This is a genomic window from Moorena sp. SIO3B2 (genome assembly GCF_010692525.1).
GTDB lineage: Bacteria > Cyanobacteriota > Cyanobacteriia > Cyanobacteriales > Coleofasciculaceae > Moorena > Moorena producens.
Map to the genome: position 1 here is coordinate 95,545 of NZ_JAAHHE010000002.1, position 20,839 is coordinate 116,383.

Annotated in this window: 15 protein-coding genes; 9 read left to right on the forward strand and 6 right to left on the reverse strand. The window is 43.3% G+C overall.

The window, feature by feature from the left end; translation table 11 throughout:
• Nucleotides 1–5: 5 nt before the first annotated feature.
• Nucleotides 6–2,837: an esterase-like activity of phytase family protein gene (locus F6K38_RS00680; protein ID WP_287355895.1), complete on the forward strand. Its 2,832-nt coding sequence runs from the start codon at nt 6–8 to the stop codon at nt 2,835–2,837.
• On the opposite strand, the gene F6K38_RS00685 is transcribed toward F6K38_RS00680, so the two are convergent.
• A complete protein-coding gene (locus F6K38_RS00685) occupies nt 2,827–3,009 on the reverse strand; it encodes a hypothetical protein (RefSeq protein ID WP_287355896.1) in 183 nt (60 codons plus the stop codon). The two genes, F6K38_RS00680 and F6K38_RS00685, sit on opposite strands and share 11 nt — an antisense overlap.
• Nucleotides 3,010–4,907: 1,898 nt before the next feature.
• On the opposite strand from F6K38_RS00685, the gene F6K38_RS00690 reads away from it, so the two are divergent.
• Entirely contained in the window at nt 4,908–8,222 is a 3,315-nt protein-coding gene (locus tag F6K38_RS00690; protein WP_287355897.1) for a choice-of-anchor I family protein, read from the forward strand.
• Nucleotides 8,223–8,378: 156 nt separating this feature from the next.
• Entirely contained in the window at nt 8,379–9,326 is a 948-nt protein-coding gene (gene hpsE, locus F6K38_RS00695; protein WP_008178484.1) for a hormogonium polysaccharide biosynthesis glycosyltransferase HpsE, read from the forward strand.
• A 251-nt stretch (nt 9,327–9,577) separates the two neighbouring features.
• Here hpsE and F6K38_RS00700 read toward each other — a convergent pair whose 3' ends face one another.
• Entirely contained in the window at nt 9,578–10,150 is a 573-nt protein-coding gene (locus F6K38_RS00700) for a helix-turn-helix transcriptional regulator (protein WP_008178483.1), read from the reverse strand.
• 188 nt (nt 10,151–10,338) lie between these two features.
• On the opposite strand from F6K38_RS00700, the gene F6K38_RS00705 reads away from it, so the two are divergent.
• The gene (locus F6K38_RS00705; RefSeq protein ID WP_267871970.1) at nt 10,339–10,470 is read left to right on the forward strand and encodes a hypothetical protein; all 132 of its coding nucleotides are present in this window, start codon (nt 10,339–10,341) and stop codon (nt 10,468–10,470) included.
• A 401-nt stretch (nt 10,471–10,871) separates the two neighbouring features.
• On the opposite strand, the gene F6K38_RS00710 is transcribed toward F6K38_RS00705, so the two are convergent.
• The 3 genes from F6K38_RS00710 to F6K38_RS00720 all read right to left on the reverse strand — a co-directional run bounded on the left by F6K38_RS00710 (nt 10,872) and on the right by F6K38_RS00720 (nt 16,286).
• The gene (locus F6K38_RS00710) at nt 10,872–13,349 is read right to left on the reverse strand and encodes a CHASE2 domain-containing protein (RefSeq protein WP_008178480.1); all 2,478 of its coding nucleotides are present in this window, start codon (nt 13,347–13,349) and stop codon (nt 10,872–10,874) included.
• Between the two features lie 95 nt (nt 13,350–13,444).
• Nucleotides 13,445–14,779 (reverse strand): DUF1822 family protein, encoded by a 1,335-nt coding sequence (locus F6K38_RS00715; RefSeq protein ID WP_008178479.1) that lies wholly within the window; start codon nt 14,777–14,779, stop codon nt 13,445–13,447.
• The gene (locus F6K38_RS00720; protein ID WP_202799137.1) at nt 14,772–16,286 is read right to left on the reverse strand and encodes a hypothetical protein; all 1,515 of its coding nucleotides are present in this window, start codon (nt 16,284–16,286) and stop codon (nt 14,772–14,774) included. The genes F6K38_RS00715 and F6K38_RS00720 overlap by 8 nt, the downstream gene beginning before the upstream one ends.
• Nucleotides 16,287–16,762: 476 nt before the next feature.
• Here F6K38_RS00720 and F6K38_RS00725 point away from each other — a divergent pair, with 476 nt between their 5' ends.
• The 5 genes from F6K38_RS00725 (at nt 16,763) to F6K38_RS00740 (ending at nt 19,968) form a co-directional block, all read left to right on the forward strand.
• On the forward strand, nt 16,763–17,824 hold the full coding sequence (locus tag F6K38_RS00725) for a hypothetical protein (protein WP_008178477.1): 1,062 nt from the start codon (nt 16,763–16,765) through the stop codon (nt 17,822–17,824).
• Nucleotides 17,825–18,036: 212 nt separating this feature from the next.
• Nucleotides 18,037–18,369: a Uma2 family endonuclease gene (locus F6K38_RS43165; RefSeq protein WP_008178476.1), complete on the forward strand. Its 333-nt coding sequence runs from the start codon at nt 18,037–18,039 to the stop codon at nt 18,367–18,369.
• Nucleotides 18,357–18,749 (forward strand): Uma2 family endonuclease, encoded by a 393-nt coding sequence (locus tag F6K38_RS43170; protein ID WP_008178474.1) that lies wholly within the window; start codon nt 18,357–18,359, stop codon nt 18,747–18,749. Before F6K38_RS43165 ends, F6K38_RS43170 begins: the two co-directional genes overlap by 13 nt.
• A 52-nt stretch (nt 18,750–18,801) precedes the next feature.
• On the forward strand, nt 18,802–19,743 hold the full coding sequence (locus F6K38_RS00735) for a polysaccharide pyruvyl transferase family protein (RefSeq protein ID WP_008178472.1): 942 nt from the start codon (nt 18,802–18,804) through the stop codon (nt 19,741–19,743).
• Nucleotides 19,744–19,779: 36 nt separating this feature from the next.
• Nucleotides 19,780–19,968 carry a hypothetical protein gene (locus F6K38_RS00740; RefSeq protein WP_131826969.1) on the forward strand — a complete coding sequence of 63 codons (189 nt, stop codon included), beginning with the start codon at nt 19,780–19,782 and terminating at the stop codon, nt 19,966–19,968.
• Here F6K38_RS00740 and F6K38_RS00745 read toward each other — a convergent pair.
• Nucleotides 19,922–20,770 (reverse strand): ABC transporter permease, encoded by an 849-nt coding sequence (locus tag F6K38_RS00745; protein ID WP_008178470.1) that lies wholly within the window; start codon nt 20,768–20,770, stop codon nt 19,922–19,924. The two genes, F6K38_RS00740 and F6K38_RS00745, sit on opposite strands and share 47 nt — an antisense overlap.
• Nucleotides 20,771–20,839: the final 69 nt, after the last annotated feature.

Genomic DNA, 20,839 nt, shown 5'->3' on the forward strand with positions numbered 1-20,839 from the left:
TTAATATGTCTAATCTTGACGTTCGCTTTTCTAGCTTTAACGCTTCTTTGAATCGCTCCAATCAAGGGGATTTAATTCAATATTTATCTACTTATGATAATAACCAAGCCAAGGCAGTGGCTGAAATTATTCAGCGTGCTAATCCGGATGTATTGCTAATCAATGAATTTGATTTCGATGAGAATGGAGAAGCGGCCAAACTTTTCCAAGATAACTATCTTTCGGTTAGTCAGAATGGTGCGACAGCGATTGACTTTCCCTATGTTTATCTCGCACCTTCTAACACCGGGATTCCCTCTGGATTTGACTTAGATAATAACGGGGAAGTTGGCGGGGGTAATGATGCGTTTGGCTTCGGGTTCTTTCCAGGACAGTTTGGGATGGTGCTATTCTCCAAACACCCGATTGATACGGAGAATATACGCACCTTTCAAAACTTCCTCTGGAAAGATATGCCAGATGCGTTGCTTCCTGTAGATCCAGTAACTGGGGAATCCTGGTACTCTGAGGAAGAATTAGCTGTATTCCGCCTCTCTTCCAAGAGTCACTGGGATATTCCCATTAATATCAACGGTGAAACGGTTCATGTTCTCGCTAGCCATCCTACTCCTCCAGTGTTTGATGGTCTAGAAGACCGCAACGGTACCCGTAATCACGATGAGATTCGGTTCTGGTCAGACTATATCACTCCCGGAGCTGGGGATTACATTTATGATGACCAAGGAAACTTCGGTGGTCTGTTGGCAAGCGATCGCTTTGTGATCATGGGAGACCAAAATGCTGACCCCTTTGATGGGGATAGTACTGATAATGCCATCCTGCAAATTCTAGATAACCCATTAGTCAACACCTCTGTTACACCCTCCAGTGAGGGAGGGGTGGATGCTAGCAACCGCCAGGGATTGAATAACCTGACTCATGGAGGTAATCCAGCCTTTGACACCGCTGACTTTGGTGAGGAAAACTTTGGTGGTCCTGGCAACCTACGGGTGGATTATGTGTTGCCTTCTCAAAATCTGACTATCACTGACGCAACGGTTTTCTGGCCGAAAAGTGATGACCCTGCCTTTGAGCTAGTGGGTGATTTCCCCTTTCCTAGTTCTGACCACCGTCTAGTATATGTTGATGTTGAGGTAGAGCCGACAGTGGTAGATACTAACTCCAAGGTTGTCACTGGTATTAACTTCCTCGGAGAGGTTAGCTTTAATACTCGATTGCAGTTTGAGAATACAGAAGTTGGCGGTATCTCTGGTTTAGCTTACGATCCTGCTAATGGTGTCTACTATGGTCTATCTGATGACCGCAGCCAAAATGCTCCCGCTCGTTTCTATACTATTGATATTGATTTAAGTGATGGTAGTCTAGACAACGGTGATGTAGGGTTTACAGATGTCACTACTCTACGGAATGCTAGCGGTGAGCCTTTCCCAGAACGGGGTGTTGATCCAGAAGGGATTGCCTTGACTAGTGCTGGAACCTTGTTTATATCCTCTGAAGGGGATGCTAACAATCTTCTTAATCCCTTCGTCAATGAATTCTCTCTAGCAGGACAAGAGTTCAATCAGCTGACGGTACCAGATAAGTTCTTACCTACCTCAGATGGAACCAGGGGCATTCGTAACAATCGTGCCTTTGAAAGCCTGACCATTAGCCCAGATGAGCGCTTCCTTTATACTGCAGTAGAGAATGCTCTGATTCAGGATGGTCCGGCTTCGACACTAGAAGATGAAAGCCCTGTTCGGATTTTACAGTATGATTTACAAACTGGGGAACCTGCTAAAGAATTCCTCTACATCACTGACACCATTCCCAATCAGCCTGACCCTCCTGGCAGTTTTGCTGACAATGGTTTAGTAGAATTACTAGCGCTAGATAATACCGGAACCTTACTAGCCCTAGAGCGATCCTTTGCAGTTGGTGTCGGAAATAATCTCAGGCTATATGAAGTCCGGCTCCAAGACGCTACAGATATCAGTGATGTTGATAACCTATTGAGCAACCCCACTGACCCAGATAGTGGACTCTTAGAGGTTGAGCAAGTAGCTGAGAAACGGTTACTGTTGGATTTCGATGACTTAGGTATTCGTCTCGACAATAGTGAAGCGATCGCATTTGGTCCAACCTTACCGGATGGCAGACAATCCCTAATTGTTGCTAGCGATAACAATTTCAATGACAGCCAGATTACCCAATTCCTAGCATTTGGGCTAGACCTCGATCATATTCAATCTCCGACAGCAATAGTAGAAGCCACCTCTGAGATTAACGGTACTCAAGGGGCTGACCAGTTGATTGGGACTATTGATGCTGATCTGATCAATGGCTTTGGTGGAAATGATACCATTGCTGGGGCACTAGGTAATGATATTTTATTTGGTGGCAATGGTGATGATATCCTGCGCGGAGATAACAATAGCAGGTCCCCAGATGGTAAGGCTGGTGGGGATGATATTATCTATGGTGGTTCAGGAAGCGATCGCATTGGCGGTAAATTTGGTAATGACTCCCTCTATGGTGGCTTCGGAGATGATCAACTCTGGGGTGATGCTGGGGATGACCTATTAAGTGGTGGTCTGGGTAATGATACTCTGACTGGAGATAACTTCTCTAATGGTAGTGGTAGTGATACCTTTGTCCTAGAGATTGGGGAAGGTACTGACACGATTACAGACTTCGAGCTGGGCACTGACTTCATTGGTTTAGGCAATGGTTTGAGCTTTGGTGAAGTTTCTATCACCTCCGATAGTAATAATTCTCTTATCAATGTTGGAGATGAAACCCTAGCAGTAGTGTTAGGAGTAACAACCCTTGCTGAAAGGGATTTCGTTATTTTATAGCAATTATCAAATTAGGAAGTAGGGGAATAGGGAGTCGGGAGTCGGGAGTCGGGAGTGGGGGTAAGAAAATTAAATGTACCTCGTAAGTATCGGAAAAACTATAAAAATGTGTTCCATTTCCGCATCTTCCCACACTTCCCATACTTCCCATACTTCCCACACTTTTACCCATGTTCCCTGTTCCCGAAAATCAAAAAATTGTGTAATTAAACTATTTTATAAATGCTATAAAACTGATTAACTTAATAAGTTGAAGTTAATTTTTTTGTGGTTTTATATTTATTAATTTTGATTTTAATAACATTAATTTAATTATAAAAAATATAATAAATCGATAATGTACCAATTAATGTCGTAATTTTGATATGATAATTTTTGCTCCATATTGCCTACTCCCTACTCCCTGCTCCCTGTTATAGCAGTCGCCAGGGCAGTTAGGACATGACAAAAGTCTCAAAGCTAAGTATAGCAATAGTTTTACTTCTGACTTCTGACTTCTGACTTCTGACTTCTGCTATACCTTTGCTATGACTTTATAATCATAAATTTTAGAGGGTTTAATTGAAGGAGTAATATCTCAGGCTTAGGAAGCGTAAAAGTGAGTGTGAAGATCTTCGCACAAGAGGGTAAGACCCTACACCCACCCGAATTTGGATCCAAACCCAAACCTGTAGCTACTCGTGTAAATTTTAAGTAAAGCTGATGTAACAAAAAGAGCAAATTCTGTAAGATTATGTAAAGTTGACTATAGTACACTCTTTTCTAGTATAGTTTTACGTAAATCCAAAAATATATTAAGTCAAGTAACCTATGGCTTAATTAGTCTGACCGATAGCATCTACTGGTAGGTTAAAGCTACCCAGATTCCTTTGGTCATCTCTGAAGACGGTGCTTAGCCAGCGGGCATCTATAGCCCAGTTGCTTAGATCAAAGACAAATGATTTGTAAGCTATCAGCGTGTCGCGTATCAGCTATCAGCTGATGGGCTATGGGCTATGGGCACGCTACTTGATGTGCTGATGGGCTATGGGAACGCTACACCGAACAGCTTTTGAATAAAACAGGTAAGCATTAGTTTAATAGTAACGAAAGTCACAGGTTAGAAGCCTGTGCCACAAAGCTGACGGCACCTCAAATAGCGTGAGCTAAAAGCTCACGGCTGACGGCTGAATGCTTACAATGATTTGGATTTAGTTTGCTAATCGAAGAGTATCAAATCCAAGACAGTAAAATTCAATAAAACCTTAAGTCGGTGTTGCTGAACTAGTGATTGCAATGAAATCAGGGAAAGGGTAAAATCTACTTGATAATGAATCGAAGATCAGCTTAGGTAGACTCCGTTGAACTCCAGACCAAGGTTATGGGTAACTAGATAAATAAAGTCCGTCTTGATGTGGCTGGATTATCAAGTTAAATCCTCATACCCGAAGGGAGTCAAGGTGATAGCTATCATCATGGTAGCATCATGCTAGTCATAAGCCTAGTATGAGTGGGTAATTCCATTGGCTGTTCTTTTTGAATTAGTTCACACTCAATGGGATGTTCCGTTCGCGAATGCAGATCAGATTGAGCAAATAGCTTATTCAATAACGTTCAATAAAGCACAGATAGCTTGCTATTATATTGATGTTATATTGATGTTATATTGATGCTATCAGTGTTGGCGTTATTCAGCCATCGCCACACTATCTCCAGGTTAAAGGTTAATTATTAACACTAGCTGTAGAGTTCAGACGCAACCCCTAACTAAGTAGGTAGGAAATTAACGTAATAGGCTGAGGTTTAACTGTTGATTCTCAACAATTAACCTGAAGGACAGTCAACACTATAAAACCTTAGCGCTAACGCTACTAACCTACCTATTTAATCGAGCAACAAAACCCTAATAATTAAGTCCTAATAAATTAGTTTAATTCTTGATAATCAAGAAAATATTAGGCATTTTAATATTCGCGAAGCGGTTCCTTTGGAACAGGGTAATGAGTACATAATTCTTGCTATAAAACTTTCAATAAGTTGATAGCTAATAGCTGATATAGGTACTCGCCGTCTACTACCTAGGATAAATTTGTGGCAGATATATTAGAGAAAATTGGTAGCTTTTCTAGTGAGATTGGCGCTGAAATTACCGCCTACGACCCCATATCTCAAGAGTTATTTGTAGTATCTGGTGGAACTGAGGTGCAAGTGCTAGACCTCAGTGATCCGAGCAATCCAACTCAGGCAATACCACCAATTGATATTGCTTCTTTGATACCTGACGTTGATGGAGCAAATAGCGTAGCCTATAGCAATGGTTTACTGGCGCTAGCCTTAGAAGCTAGCACCTCTACTGATCCAGGGAAGGTAGCAATTATAGATATTGCGGCGTTTCGGACAAATCCCGCTGACCCCAATGCCCTGAAGGTAGTGCAAGCGGGGCCCCTACCCGATATGCTCATGTTTACCCCTGATGGCACCAAAATACTGGTTGCTAATGAAGGAGTAGCGGATGATGGCATTGATCCTGAAGGATCGATCAGTATCATTGATGTGTCGAGTGGGTTAGCAACTCTAACCCAAGACAATGTCGCTACAGCAGACTTCAGCGCCTTCAATGGTCGTGAAGCGGAATTCCGGGCAAAAGGTGTACGTATTTTCCCAGACAAGACTGTTGCTGAGGATGTGGAACCAGAATTCATTGCTGTCTCAAGCGATGGTACTACAGCCTTTGTCAACCTCCAGGAAAACAATGCCTTTGCGGTGCTAGACCTGGAGTCCGCTACAGTGGTGGATATCCTGCCTCTGGGTGTGAAAGACCACAGCCAAGGTCAGCCCACCCTAGAGCTATTTGAGTTCAATGACTTGCCTGTACTTGGTACTACCGAAGGGGGTCAGGAGATTAAACTGGGCGGACTGTCTGGCTTATTCTACGAAGGGACGGATGCAGCAACTGGCAACTTGAAGTTTGTAACGGTTCCTGACCGGGGACCCAATGGTGAACCCACTGATGTGGATGGGGATGGGAGTAAAGAACGACCCTTTGCCTTACCGGATTACCAAGCTCGCGTGATCCGCTTTGAGTTAAATCCCAGCTCTGGCGAGATCACCATTACCGAAACCATTTTCTTGACCCGTCAAGATAGCACCACACCAATCACAGGACTACCCAATATTGCAGGGGTGGATGAAGAACCAGTAGACTTATCTGGCAATTTGCTGCCCTTAGATGAGTTTGGTGCTGACCTGGAAGGGGTAGTAATCGCTGCGGATGGCACCTTCTGGATGGTGGATGAGTACCGTCCAGCTATCTACCACTTTGATACCGATGGTGTCCTGATTGACCGCTTTGTTGCCCAAGGAACAGCTGCCTTGGCTGGTGCAGCAGTGGGAACCTTTGGCACTGAGTCATTACCTGAAGAGTACGCCAATCGCCGCCGTAACCGTGGCTTTGAGGCCGTAGCTCTGGATCCAGACGATAATATCCTCTACGCCTTTATTCAAACTCCTTTACAGAATCCAGACCGTGCTACGTCTAATAGCTCGGATGTGATTCGGATTCTCGGAATTGATACTACCACAGGTAATGCCGTTGCTGAGTATGTTTACTTGCTCGAAGACCCTGCTTTACGTAGTGGAGGACGAGTAGATAAGATTGGTGATGCGGTATACGCTGAGGATGGAAAATTATTTGTCATTGAGCGAGATTCCGCAGTTGGTGATAAAGCAAAGAAGTTTATCTTCCAAATAGACCTGACAAAAGCCACTAATTTGCTTGCTCCGGATGCCCCCACACTACCCACTGACTCTACTCTAGAGCAGTTGAGTGCGGATGACCTAGATGCTCTTGGGATTCAGGCGGTCAATAAGATAAAAGTGACAAACCTGCCTTCGATTGGGTATCTCGCTGGTGATAAACCAGAAGGTCTAGCGCTACTGGATGATGGCAAACTGGCTGTACTCAATGACAATGACTTTGGAGTACTCGAACAGAAGATTCCGGTGGATGGCTCGGTTCCTCTGAACCCCAATCCAACTCCTGTGGTCTTAGGTCTGATCGACCTGGGTGAGAACAATGCCCTGGATGCTAGTAATGAGGATGATGCCATCAACATCCAAAATTGGCCGGTTTTCGGTCTATACCAACCAGATGCGATCGCATCTTTTGAGGCAAACGGTCAAACCTACTACGTCACTGCCAATGAAGGGGATATCAGGGATGAAGAGGAACGGATTGCAGACTTGACCCTTGACCCAGATGCGTTTCCCGATGCTGAAACCTTGCAACAAGAGTCTCAACTGGGTCGTTTGAGAATATCTACCATTGATGGGGATTTGGATAATGATGGTGATTTTGACCAGCTATTCTCCTACGGTGGGCGCTCTTTCTCAATTTGGGATCAGTTTGGCAACCTAGTGTTTGATAGTGGTGATGATTTTGAACGAATTACAGCTCAGCAAGTTCCTGAACTATTTAATTCTAGCGGCACTCCTGATACCTTTGACGATCGCAGTGACAATCAAGGACCAGAACCGGAAGGAATTGTCACCGGGGTCATTAATGATCGCACTTACACGTTTATCGGCCTCGAACGAATAGGCGGGGTGATTGTCTACGATGTCACTAATCCCACGGCTCCTGAATTTGTCCAATATCTGCCCAATGATAATGGTGGCAATCCAGATGAGCCAGTAGACCGTGAGCCTGAGGGGCTAACATTTATTCCTGTGGAAGACAGCCCCAATGGTGAACCCCTGCTGATAGTGGCTCAAGAAGACAGTGAAACCATTACTATCTTTTCAGTCAACCCCGGTCCGGGAACCCCATTAGATGATGAACTAGTTGGCACCGAAGCTGATGAGACAATCATTGCCCGAGCTGGCAATGATACAGTTGCTGGTGCTTTAGGTAATGATACTATCTTTGGGGGGAATGGAGATGATGTATTACGAGGTGACTTCAACAGCCGTTCCTCTGACAATACCCTTGGAGGGGATGATGTAATTTACGGGGGTGCTGGAAGCGATCGCATTGGTGGAAAAGCCGGTAATGATTCCCTGTTTGGTCAGAAAGGTGATGACCAAATCTGGGGTGATGCTGGGGATGACCTACTGCGAGGCGGTCTTGGCAATGATACCCTATTTGGTGATAATGGCTCTGGTGGTGATGGTAGTGATACCTTCATCTTGGCCGCTGGTGAAGGAACTGATACGATTGGGGATTTCCAAGTCAGTGAAGACTTCATCGGTTTAGCAGATGGGTTAACCTTTGGTCAGTTATCGGTTACTCAAGAAAGTAACAACGCTGTGATTAGCTTCGGTGATGAAACCTTAGCAATCCTGAATCAGGTGCAGGCTGAAACCCTGATCGATAATGCTGCTACGACTTTTATATTGGTTGCTTAAGGCAGAGCAGTTGAAGGTTGTTCGCCCAAGGCGATTCGGTGTAGGGTAGGTTGTCTGTCAGAATGCAGAATGTAGAATGCAGAATGCAGAATTCTTAATTCTTAATTCTTAATTCTACATTCTTAATTCAAAAGGGACTCTAATGGTTGACTACCCATGATTGATTTCACAGTTGCTATCTGTACCTATAACGGCGAAACTCGTCTACCTAAGGTTCTAAAACGATTACTGTCTCAAATTAAAACTGACCATTTTGCTTGGGAAATTATAATTATTGACAATAACAGCACTGATAATACCAGCAAAATTGTTCAGGAGTATCAATCCCATCCAGAAGCTTATCCGATCCGATATTACTTTGAACCAAAACAGGGGATAGCATTTGCTCGACGCCGTGCTATCCAGGAGTCTAAAGGTGAGTATGTCGGGTTTTTAGATGATGATAATCTCCCTACTCCTGATTGGGTTAGTGCTGCCTATAATTTTGGTAATTCCCATCCCCAAGCTGGTGCTTATGGTAGTCAAATTTATGGAGACTATGAAGTTAAACCACCGGAAAACTTTAACCGAATTGCTTGTTTTATCGCTATCATAGAACGAGGTCAAGAGCCATTTTGTTATCAGCCTCGTCAAGGGGTATTTCCTGTGGGTGCGGGGTTAGTGATTCGTAAGCAAGCCTGGTTAAATAATGTTCCTGAACAGCCTTGGCTCAAGGGGGTGTGTGCGACATCCCTATCTGCTAAAGGAGAAGATATAGAAACCTTATCCTATATTCAAAAAGCCGGTTGGGAAATTTGGCATAACCCTCAAATGTGTATTGAGCATCAAATTCCCAAATGGCGTTTGGAAAAAGACTATTTATTGAAATTATTTCGAGGTGTGGGCTTAAGTCGGTATCCCACTCGCATGTTGCGCTTTCAACATTGGCAAAAGCCTTTCATGATTCTAGTTTACCTAATCAATGATTTGGGCAAGACTATCCTTCACCTGATTAGATATCGCCAACACCTCAAGACAGATTTAGTAGCAGCTTGCGAACTGGAACTTTTTGTGAATAGCTTCTTTAGTCCATTTTATCATTGGATTTTTGGAAATCAGTCATAAATAATAAGACAAAATGCTGGCATGTATGAAAAGGGAAAAGGGAATAGGGAACAGGGAAGAGAGTGTGGGGAGAGGGGTTAGTGTGGCTAGTGTGGGGAGAGCGAAGAAGTAGTTTTCGATAATTGGGTATAGTTAAAGACATTTTTATGACCCCGACTCCCAGGGAATGCGCGTTCACGCTTAGCTTTAAAAAAGTGCGGGGTCGCACCGCTCCCGACTCCCGACTCCCTAGGCTGCTATAACTAAATAATTTAATTAGCTTCTAAAAATTGCTGTTTAAATTGGTAAAATTTAATTTTAGCATAAATATTTTTCAAGTGCTTCTTAACCGTGTTGAGAGTAATGAGCAATTCATCAGCAATCTCCTGATAGCTGTAATCAGCACGACGCAGTAACCAAACTTCGGCCTCACGAGGAGTCAAGTCATATTTATTCACCTCTGCGATCGCAAAACTCCCAGCATATTGATCGTGATTTTCTAGTGTTACTAAAATGCAGGGATTTTCAAAGGAGTCTAAGGTGAGCTTAACGGCTCGAATCCGAAAAGATGTTGAGGGTTCAGTAATAATTTCAGACTCGATAATTATTGACTGATTTGGATATAACTCACAGCTGTCGAGCACAGCTTGGCAAACACGCCTGATTTCTTTGGGAACAACGTTAGATTTTGACCTATCCACTGCCAGTTGAGCACAAATAAAGCGACCATAGCAATTGCTATGAACTAACTCTCCCTGAGCGTTCAGAATCAAGACACCATCCATTAATCCTTCTACTACCCCTTGTAAGAGAACACCGTTAAACTGTCTTACCTGAGTATTCATCCTCTAGACCTATGTGAACGTTACGAATCTGCAACAGAGCAGGTACCTACTACAGGTACCTACTACAAGTCCCTACTACAGGTTCCTACTACAATCCATAGGTGTAGCGGCTTTGAGCTTATGCAGTTAGCTATCCAGTTCTGGTATCACTTGTTCATTTGAGGGCGTCAGTGTTGAGTTGTAAGCATATGCGCTACGCGCAGGCTACGCCAACAGCAGTCAGCGGTCAGCGGTCAGTGGTCAGCGGTCAGTGGTCAGCGGTCAGTGGTCAGCGGTCAGTGGTCAGCCTTGTGGGGCAGGCTTCGACGCATCGGACCTAACCCATAAGCTGATAGCTGATAGCTGATAGCTGATAGTTGATAGCTGATAGCTGATAGCTGATAGCTGATAGCTGATAGCTGAATGCTGAATGCTTACCTCAGCACTAGTGTTATTCATTGAAAATCTAGAAACTGAGTTAGAAAAGGGAGTATAAAAAAACTAATAAGGATAATTAAAATCATGAATAACTTTAATGTCAAGCTATCTTCCTGTTCGAATTCATTCCCTGTCGAGTTAACGATGTTTTGAAAAATGGAATTATCTAAGGGCTTCTTCCACCATGGTCTTTTTTGTCTTTTTCGTGGATGTTTTTCTGTTTGAGTCATTGGCACTTGGGTATTAGTATTCGTAAGTTTTGATCTTAGCTTAGTCATGGAATATATCTTATTCAAAATCACTCCTACCTTAAATAATATTTTTGGATAGCGAAACTATAGTAAAACCAAACTAGTATTGACGGTAAAAACCACGGAATCAATACTAATGCTGAGATATAAACCTGCAATACAAATAATCCGTATATTCCTGTTATACTTCCCAAGGTTAATACCTGTTCATGTCGCTGTAGTAATGTTTTTTTGACCAGGATAATAGTAGTCCATTTTCCTAGGAATGCCCCTAGAAAAATAACCCAATGATCAGGAATAAAAACTACCCGATGCTGCCGGATTATATGGTGAACCATATAAGCAAATACTTCTCCTCTAGTTAATACTTCGAGGCACTGCTTTAGATCCTGTTCAACAGGTTGATAGTAATGGCACCAATAGCCAGCAACTGACGGAAAGTAAAAGTCATCTTCGGTGTCATTGTAGTCACCATGGGTGATGATAACAACTTGCTGCATCACATGGTGTTGGAGTTCTGGATTAGGCACAGGAAAATTGAGAAGTTCCTTAGCTGTAATAGATTTGTAAACTTGTCTAGGAGGAATAGAAAAGTCAATAATGGAAGCTAGTCCAAAAGGAGGAGCAGATTGATTGAAAGGAATCAGCCCTTGATTGTGAGTCTTTCCTGGCTTTAGATAATCACTGACTTGGGACTGAAAATCTACTGTACTGTTTAATGTTGGCTGGGGTAAACTATCTGAAGATGACTGGTGATTGAGCAGATGAGCTACTGCTAGCTGATAGGCAAACGGACATGACTCGTCTATACAGGTGGGATCTAGAGGCTGTTCAATAGTCCAAGGCTCAAAGTCTATGTACCCTTCTAAACTCCATTTGCGACTAGCGACTTTATCTTGTTTATCTGTTGCTAGCACAAACCAAGTATTCTGCTTTTCCACAGCAGAGCGAATGGCTTGATCAAGGTTTTCGTATCTAGGTTGGTAGATATGCCGACTGTAGTAAATGCCGATTACTTGAGCATTCAAGGCGTATAGGTGTCTTACCAACTTGGCTAAGTATTCGGAATCAATCAACTTACCTTGTGTGCTTTCTATTGCTTCATCAGCTTGATCTAGAGATTCCTGATCGATGGCAACTAACAAAACAGGCGCTAAGGTATGCTTTGGTACTTGATTCGTCAAATTACGATAGACAGCTTGAACTAACGCTCGGATATCGAACAATAATTCTACTTGAATAGCTGGGATGACGCTCAGCAGTAAAACTGTTCCCAATGCGATCGCTTCTGGTCTTGTCGGTAACCACTGCAGCAGCATTTTCTTCCAATCAAACCGCTCAATGCGATAGGGAATCAAACCGGGAGGATTAAATAAAGAGGGCAGCAGATAGGCAGAGGGATAGGCAAATTTCTCTACGGATTGGAGATGTTGACAGGCTTCGAGTAGTGCATCGTAAACATCTCTATGGTCAGCTAGGGGCTTACAGAACTGCTGGAGAAAACTCTGAGCCACATCATTGCGAATGGGTTCCCGCATCACTATTACCTGTAACCCAAGTTTAATCAGAGAGTTGGCAATGCTCAGACCACTGCAGGAGTTGAAAATGGCCAGCTGCAATCTATGTTCTCTAGCTTGAGTTAATTTTTCTTCGAGTTCACTAATCGACAGGGATATATTCGGAGCGATCGCAAGTCTTCCTCCTGTGGTTGTGGTTTCATCGCTATGTCCAGCAAAGAACAGCACATCCCAGCCTCGTTGATCACAGATAGCATTAGCAATTTTGGTTTTGATATCGACATGGTTTTCATGGGGTTGCCAGGTTACTCGCTCGACCTCAGCAATAGACTTAAGCGATCGCACAGCTTTCCAATCATCCTGCAACGGTAGTCTGGGATCATCTCCGAAGATAGCTAGAATGCGGGTTTTTCTAAGGTGCGCGTTCCCTAGCGCTTTGAAAAAGCGCGGGGTCGCACTGCAAGCTGTCAGGGGCTTAGTACAAGCAATGGGATCCGGATTATCCATAGCGCTTCTGAAAATGCGAACCCTCCCCAGGGGTGTGCCTTCAGGAGCAAGTTCCCAAGTTTCCCATGGTAACCGTTCCATTTCTATAGAGTCACAAGCTACGAAAATATCAACACTGGGGTGAGTACCAATCCCCTTGCCGTCTTCCGATATCAAGTGAGCAACACGAGTGAATTCGTCTCGAATCCGCTGTTGAATCTTACGAACCTCGCCTTCTCCTAACCAACGCTGGAAAGCATTGAGGAACTCTCTTTCTGCCTCCATCAAATCATAACATGGGTCACCTGAACCAGGATTAATTCTGCCACTATCTCCTATAGGTTTCACTGACGTAAATTCGTAAAACCTAGTGTAGCGCTGTCGCCACCGTTGATAACATCTTTGTATTTCCTGGCAATAGTTCAGGCTGGCAGATAGCTGCCTTCTTCTGTCATCCCATAGCAGCAAAAAGAAACAAGAATTATCATCTTTTTTATCCCAAATTTTAATTTCAAAAACTGTAGTCATTACCCAAAATAATCCTCGGATATTTTTATGAAATTTCCCTGTTGACAGATTCGATGTTCCCTGTTTCATTTTTAATCAATAACTGAAAATGCTGTTTAACTAGGATCGAATGCATAAGGAGATAAGGTCTGTGCTGAACTATCCGGTGGGATAATAGTTACAACAAATTTTTCATCTGAGCGTCCTTCCACACGGGCAAACAAAAATGGATCATCAAGCGCTGATACAGGCTCATGTATAATAGACCTTAGATTGCTAACTTGTAGCTTGAATCCATCAGGTAAAGGAGTACCAAGCTGGGTTCCTAAAATTAGCAGCAATGACCATTTTGGGGGAGGAATTGGAGAGTCAATCGGCCAGGTGACGGCACATAGTCGTAAAGCAATTTCACCTAAATCAATGTCCTGATAGGATCGACCTGGTTCGGGAGGAATGTCCATTCCTTGATATCTAAGCTCATTAATCACATTATCGAATTTATCAATTGACCGAAATACCGATGAATTCGCAGTAATGGTTTCAGGGATAAACAATCCTAAACCTTGAGCCAATTCGTCTAATTTACCCTCCAACCATTCCTGGGTATTGATAGCCTTTTGAGTTAGGATAGTAAATACTTCTGTAATCCGAATCGAAAGGGACTTTGTTCTGTGGGAAGTTAGTTGCCACTGATATAACAAATCCAGTAATTCAGGACTTTGGAGTATAGTCAGCCCTTGCTCCCAAGTTAAGGTTTGCCAAAGAGTTTGCTCAGGATATTGTAGGCGATCTAATAATGTTTCTAATGTTTCCAAGTCAGGTTGATTCAGAGATAGCCTAGGGAGTGAATTAGGGGAAGTTACTGGTAGCTCAATGGCAGCGGAATCCAAGAAACGTAAATAAAAGAGTAGGTGATTTGGCTCAGGATCAAACAATGATAGAGGTAAACTATAGTTCCAATCAACTTCAGGATGTAAATTACAAACTTGTCGATAATTAACCAGTTCGTCGTAACGGATAAAGCCTCGAATAATAGCAGTTTCTAGCTCTTCTTGCACTTCAATTACAACATAGAAATGAGCAGCAAATTCTGGTAAATCAATGGCGGCTATCGGTACAGTGACTACTTCATCAATTAAACTCTCACTGGTAAGTAAACAAATCTTAAATTCGCCTACGATAAGATTACATACCGCTTCAATCACATTAGCGTATTTAGGTTGTCGTAAAGAACAACAATTATGAGATATCAGGATATTAGATAACTTTTCCTCTAACCATTGTGTAAAACTAAGTAATCCTAGTCCATTCAGATAGGTTTGCCATTGGCGTGCTTCTGAGATGACTTGATTGCTCATTTGTACTGCTTGCTCAAACTGTTCGGACTCTAACCAAATACATTCTGGTTGCACAAGCCTGAGGTCGGTGGAATTAACAGAATAACTAGTCATGATTTTCCTGGATCGCTTTCTCAAGGTAGCGGCATAGTCGCTGGGTATATAGGCTATTAGTAGAACGGTTTTTCCCTGTCATGATTTCTGCAGCTGCTTCTTGGAAGACTTCAGCATCCACGAAAGCTTCTAGGTGTTCCATTAGGTTTTTAAAATAGTCTGGATCCCTAGACATATTTGCTAGATTAAACTGATGTGCTGCATGGGAGATAATGTGGAAAAGTTTGTCTATTGTCCAAAACCGCACCCGATTGAGCAGATCCTTTGGATTTAGCACCCGGCTCACTTGGGACTGATTGGTCATTCCTAAAATAGAGGCAATCTCGGCTTGAGATTTACCGCGACAGTAGATCAGTTCAAGACCTGATATAACCTTTGATGCAAAACGGGCATAACTTCGACTGCGCTGTAGCTTGGTAATGTGGTCCGTTAGCCCTTGCTCTATCCCCAAATCCAAACAGGCTATGAGTTGCTGACCACAGAATTGCTGTAATTCTTGTCGTGCGATCGCATCTAAAGGGTTGGTAAAATTTCGGTCTGGTAACTCTCGGTTCCGTCCAGTATCCGGATCCGACACCTCTAGGGGTTCCGATGGCGGAAATCCGCTGCGAATCCATATGTCATATTGCCGTAGCAGTCTGGCTAGATGTTTGAGTTCATCCCTCAGCTGTACTAGAGAGTTGACAATTACCGATTTTTCCTGCAAGAGGTGTCTCATTTCTTCAAGTTGAGACTGAGTGGGATCCGGACAACGTCTAGCTTTTTTTGTTGGCTGTTGGCGTCTGTCCCTACGGTACACCCCATGAAAGGCTTCTAGGATATTGCGATCGCGTGGCAAGAGTTGTTCAAATTGTGTCGGTCTAGCTCGATTCAGCAGCGCCCAGTCACTGAGAAAACAAAGTCCCCGCTCCGATAAGAAGTCTTTGAGTTTGGGATTTTGTTTGGTTTGATAGTAGACCCAATCATCTAACCTAGACTTGGATGGGGAATTCAGATTATATTTTCGTAATACTTCAACGGTAAAAAATTGGTAATCGGTTTTTTTGGTTTCCCTATCGCCATTCAGGATAAGTTGAGTTGTACCATCCTGATCTAAGATGATGAGTACTTTACCATCATCATCAAGCACAAATGGCAGCAAATCCCGATAGGTGAAGTGATGACTAGCGCTATATAAACTAGCGAGTTTCTTGCAAGCTTTCAGGATTGGGTAAGAGACATAGCAACGAAGACAAAGTCCTGCTCTAGCACGACTTATGGGTGACCCAGACGCCTCAGGGTGAAACCAGGCGTATAGGGAGGTTTGAATGTCCCGATGCTGCTCCACCGACAAATGCGTTCGCGTTTCTGGAGCATCTAATTCTAGACACTTCTGTTGAAAAAACTCCCATGCCAGCGGTAGTAACAGTTTTTTGTAACCACACCCAACACTAGCAGGATCAAGTCTTAAAATTTCCCAATATCTCGATAGAGGCACCATCCTTACACTTTTGCTTAGCTGTGCCATATTGTCTCATACAGATCCTTAGGTTCGCAGTACCCAAACGGGTAATTTTTTCCAAAAGATGATATGGTAAAATTGCGCTTTTTTTGGCCACAAGATAAAGACAAAGTGTAAGCATTCAGCTGTCAGCTGTCAGCCGTCAGCCATTGGCCTTGGGCTGATACGCGACACGCTGATAGCTGACGCCAAAGTTGAGATCAAGTTCCGTTAATCACTTATCAAATAGTCCCTGGATTTTTGGGTCAGGGTAATCCCTAATGGCTAATCATTATTGCTAGGATTACTAGTCTAATGAGGCACAAAAAAATTTTTTTTTATACTCCCTCGGTGCCCTTGACCCGTAATTAAATTCGCCACGGGTAGCACCGCTCCCGACTCCCTCGGTGCGCTTTCCGTAGGCGAATTAAATTCGCCACGGGTCGCACCGCTCCCGACTCCCGACTCCCTGTTTCCTAAAACCAAGAATAAAAGTACCTCACATGACCGATAAATTACCACCAATTTACTTCTACATTCCTCAGGGTTTCTGGCCGGACACCATGCCCAAAAGTGCCGATGAGAACTGGAAAGGCTTTGGGATTGGTATCTATGCCTGGACTTTACAAACCTATCTACGCCTGAAAGCCGATGGTTTCCCTTGCGAACTAGTAGCAGAATTGCCCAGAGAAGGGATTGTCCTGAGCCACCGCAATTGCTTACGAGCTCACAAAAACCAGCTCAAGCCAGGACCAAAGTTATTGCTGATTTGTATTAAAGCTGAACAAAGACCCTATCCCTATGCTCAACTCCATGTGGTACAAAATCCTCTGGAAACAATGCATTTGCGCAATAGTTACTACCTACCCCACTGGACTCAGCCAGGGTTAATTCAGCGCCATCCAGCACGATGCGATCGCTTTAAAACCATCGCCTTCTTTGGTCATGAATTTAATCTCGCGCTACAGTTAAAGCATCCCTCCTGGCAACAACAACTCCAAGCACTAGGGTTATCTTGGCAACCAGTAATCAATAGCAATCGTTGGCATGACTATAGCAACCTAGACAATCGCTGGCATGACTACAGTCAGATTGATGCTATTGTGGCTGTGCGTAGCTTTGAGGGCAACACAGGCTGCCTCCACCGCAATTACCTGACCAAACCAGCTACCAAACTCTACAATGCTTGGCTAGCGGGGGTTCCTGCTATTCTCGGATGTGAAGCTGCTTATCAAGTAGAACGCTATAGCCCACTAGACTATCTGGAAGTGGCTACCCCTAGCGCGTTAATTTCAGCCCTTAAGCGGTTGAAAGAAGAGCCTAATTTACGTAGCGCTATGGTTAATAATGGTCGAATTCGTGCCAAAGCGATTACCCCTTCAAGTACTACCAAGAAGTGGCGTTATTTCTTAGAAACTATTGCCTTACCTGCCTATTATCGTTGGTGCAATCAATCTCATTGGTCTCAACAGATTACCTTGGGACAGGGTTATATTGGCTTTCAGGGAAATCGAGTTAAAAATAAACTAACAAGAGTTTTATTGGCTAGCAACAATTCCATATAAAAGTCGATGGCAAATGGATTTTGGTACATGGGTTTTATCTCCTTATTATATAACATTTATCAATTTGCTGATGTACTTACACCGCTGGTTTTTAGGGAATAGGGAGTATAGATGCAGCCCTTTTTTAGCAACCAATAGTTTAACCTATCATTGTAAAACGCTATACTTAAACTAGATACTAACCCAATACTACTTATTAACCAGTCCCAACTATGGTTCAAGCAGTATCAAAACTATTAACCTTTGATGAATTCTTAGAACAGTACCCAGAGGATGGAGGAAACTATGAACTTCGGAATGGTAGAATTGTAGCTATGCGTCCCACCGGTTTCCACGAACAAGTAGCAGCTCTCATCGCCAGAAAGATAGATGTTGACATTGAGAGACTTTCACTACCCTACTTTATTCCTCGAACTTGTCTTGTCAAACCCTATCAAGAGGGAGAAGGCTATTTACCAGATATCATTGTATTGGATAAACAAACTGTTGCGGAAGATCCATACTGGAAAAAAGCGATGCAGAGGTGCGACCCGTGGCGAATTTAATTCGCCTACGGAAAGCGCACCTAAGCGGTCTTGGGGGTCCCCCCCATGAGCGACTGCATCAAGACAGGTCAAGTATCTCAATCGGTAAATCAGCTAAGTTAATCGTGGAAGTCGTTAGTACCAACTGGCAAGATGACTATCTAACCAAACTGGCTGAATATGAAAAATTTTGCATTCCAGAATACTGGATTGTTGACTATAAAGCTCTGGGAGGAACCCGATACATTGGGTCTCCTAAAATTCCTACAGTTTGGATATACGAGTTAGCTGATAATGAATATAAAGAAGGCAAAACCTTTACAGGCTGTGAATCTATTGAATCACCAACTTTCCCAGAACTAAAACTAACTGTTGACCAGCTGGTCAAGGCCGGAACATAAATCTTTAGTGGCTCTACCGAAGTAAAATACGACATATTAGGGGATAACAATAATGAAACTATTCTACTACCAATATTCATCGAAACGATTCCCTGGTGGTCTCAATAACTTCGGCGATGACCTAAACCCTTGGCTATGGCAACAGTTAATCCCTAACTTACTAGATGAGGATGAAAGCACCGCCTTTGTTGGAATCGGTACCCTCCTAAATAATTTACTCCCCAAGCGTTTACCCAATGCTAGCCGAATCATCATTTTTAGTAGCGGAGTCGGTTATGAAAAGTTACCAAAACTCCAAGATTCCTGGACAATTTACTGTGTAAGAGGACCCCTCTCCGCCAAAGCCTTAGACATTTCCCCTCAATTAGCCGTTACCGATGGAGCAGTGCTAGTCAGACGACTCTTCCATCCAACCAGTCAAAAAATCCATCAATTTGCCGTTATGCCCCATGCTAAATCTGCCAGATATGGCGGTCAAGCCTGGCATCAAATTTGTGAACAAATCGGCTTTAAGTATATTGACCCTAGTTTGCCTGTCGAGCAAGTATTATCTGCCATCAGCAAAACCAACATCTTACTAACAGAAGCTATGCATGGAGCCATTGTAGCCGATGCCCTACGAATTCCTTGGATTCCCATCTGCACTAATCCAACTATATTGGCATTTAAATGGCAGGATTGGTGCTTATCCGTTGGTTTGAAATACCAACCCCAATATATCATGCCTCTTTGGGATTTATATCCTAGAACAGCACGGGGAATTCGTTCCTCAATCCGTTATGCTCACTTTTGGTTTAATTGGCTCAAACAAGATCAGTTGCGTTCAGTCAAGACACTTTGGGGTGAAAAACAACAATTAATCGCTACTCAACTATTCAGAATCGCTCAAACTACATCTCCCTACTTAAGTAATGACCATCGGATCGAGCAACTTACCACTCAATTGGAAGAAAAATTAGATAAATTGAAATCAAGGATGACTTATCAAGAATGAATTATCAATTTTGGGGTTGCTGAACTAAGGAATGTAATGATATCAAGTAACCTTCTATCAGTGAAAAATTCCCGATTCCCGTTCCCCTCCTGGGAGGGGTTAGGGGTGGGTTCCGATTCCCGATTCCCGTTCCCCTCCTGGGAGGGGTTAGGGGTGGGTTCCGATTCCCGATTCCCGATTATTGCCGATTTTCCACACTCCGATAACGGAGCCATTCAGCGATAAAAGCAACTGCACCTGATACCAGGATTAGCAAAACACTAAGAGCATTTATATCTGGTTTAACACCAGTGCGGATGCGGCTAAAGATTTCCATGGGTAGGGTAGTTGCACCAGTCCCAGCGGTAAAACTAGAAATCAGAAAATCATCCATACTTAGGACAAAAGACAATAAACAACCAGCAATAATCCCTGGCATCAATTCCGGTAGTAAGATTTTTATAAAAGCTTGTAGAGGCGTTGCTCCTAAATCGAGGGCTGCTTCTTCTAGGTGAGGGTCAAGCTGGGTGATACGGGAGGAAACAACAATGGCAATATAAGCCAAACAGAAAACTATATGAGCTGCTATGATAGTCCACAGACTCAGAGGAATAGCCATAACTGCCAAAAAGATGAGAGTTGCCACTGCGATCGCAATATCTGGGATAATCAGGGGTAAGTAGGATATCCCTCGATACAAGCGTTTCCCTGGAAAGTGGTAACGGGCTAAACCGACTGCCATCATGGTACCCAATACCGCAGAAATCCCTACTGCCACTAGCGCTACCGTGAGACTATTGAATAGTGCGGTCTTTACACTCTCGTCCTCCCATAGTTTTAGGTACCACTTAAACGTGAATCCCTGCCACTGGGCGCTGTATTTAGAGTCATTGAAGCTATAAAACGTCAGTACCAGCAGGGGTAGGTACATATAAAAGAACATCACCAGGGAGAAAATACCTTGCCAAGAAACCCGGAGTTTTGGTTGAGAGTTTACCATGTCTAGGGTAAGCTCCTCCTGCTGATGGTATAGTTGTTCATTAGTCATTAGTTATTCGTCAATTGTTATTCGTCAATTGTTATTCGTCAATTGTTATTCGTCAATTGTTACTTGTTA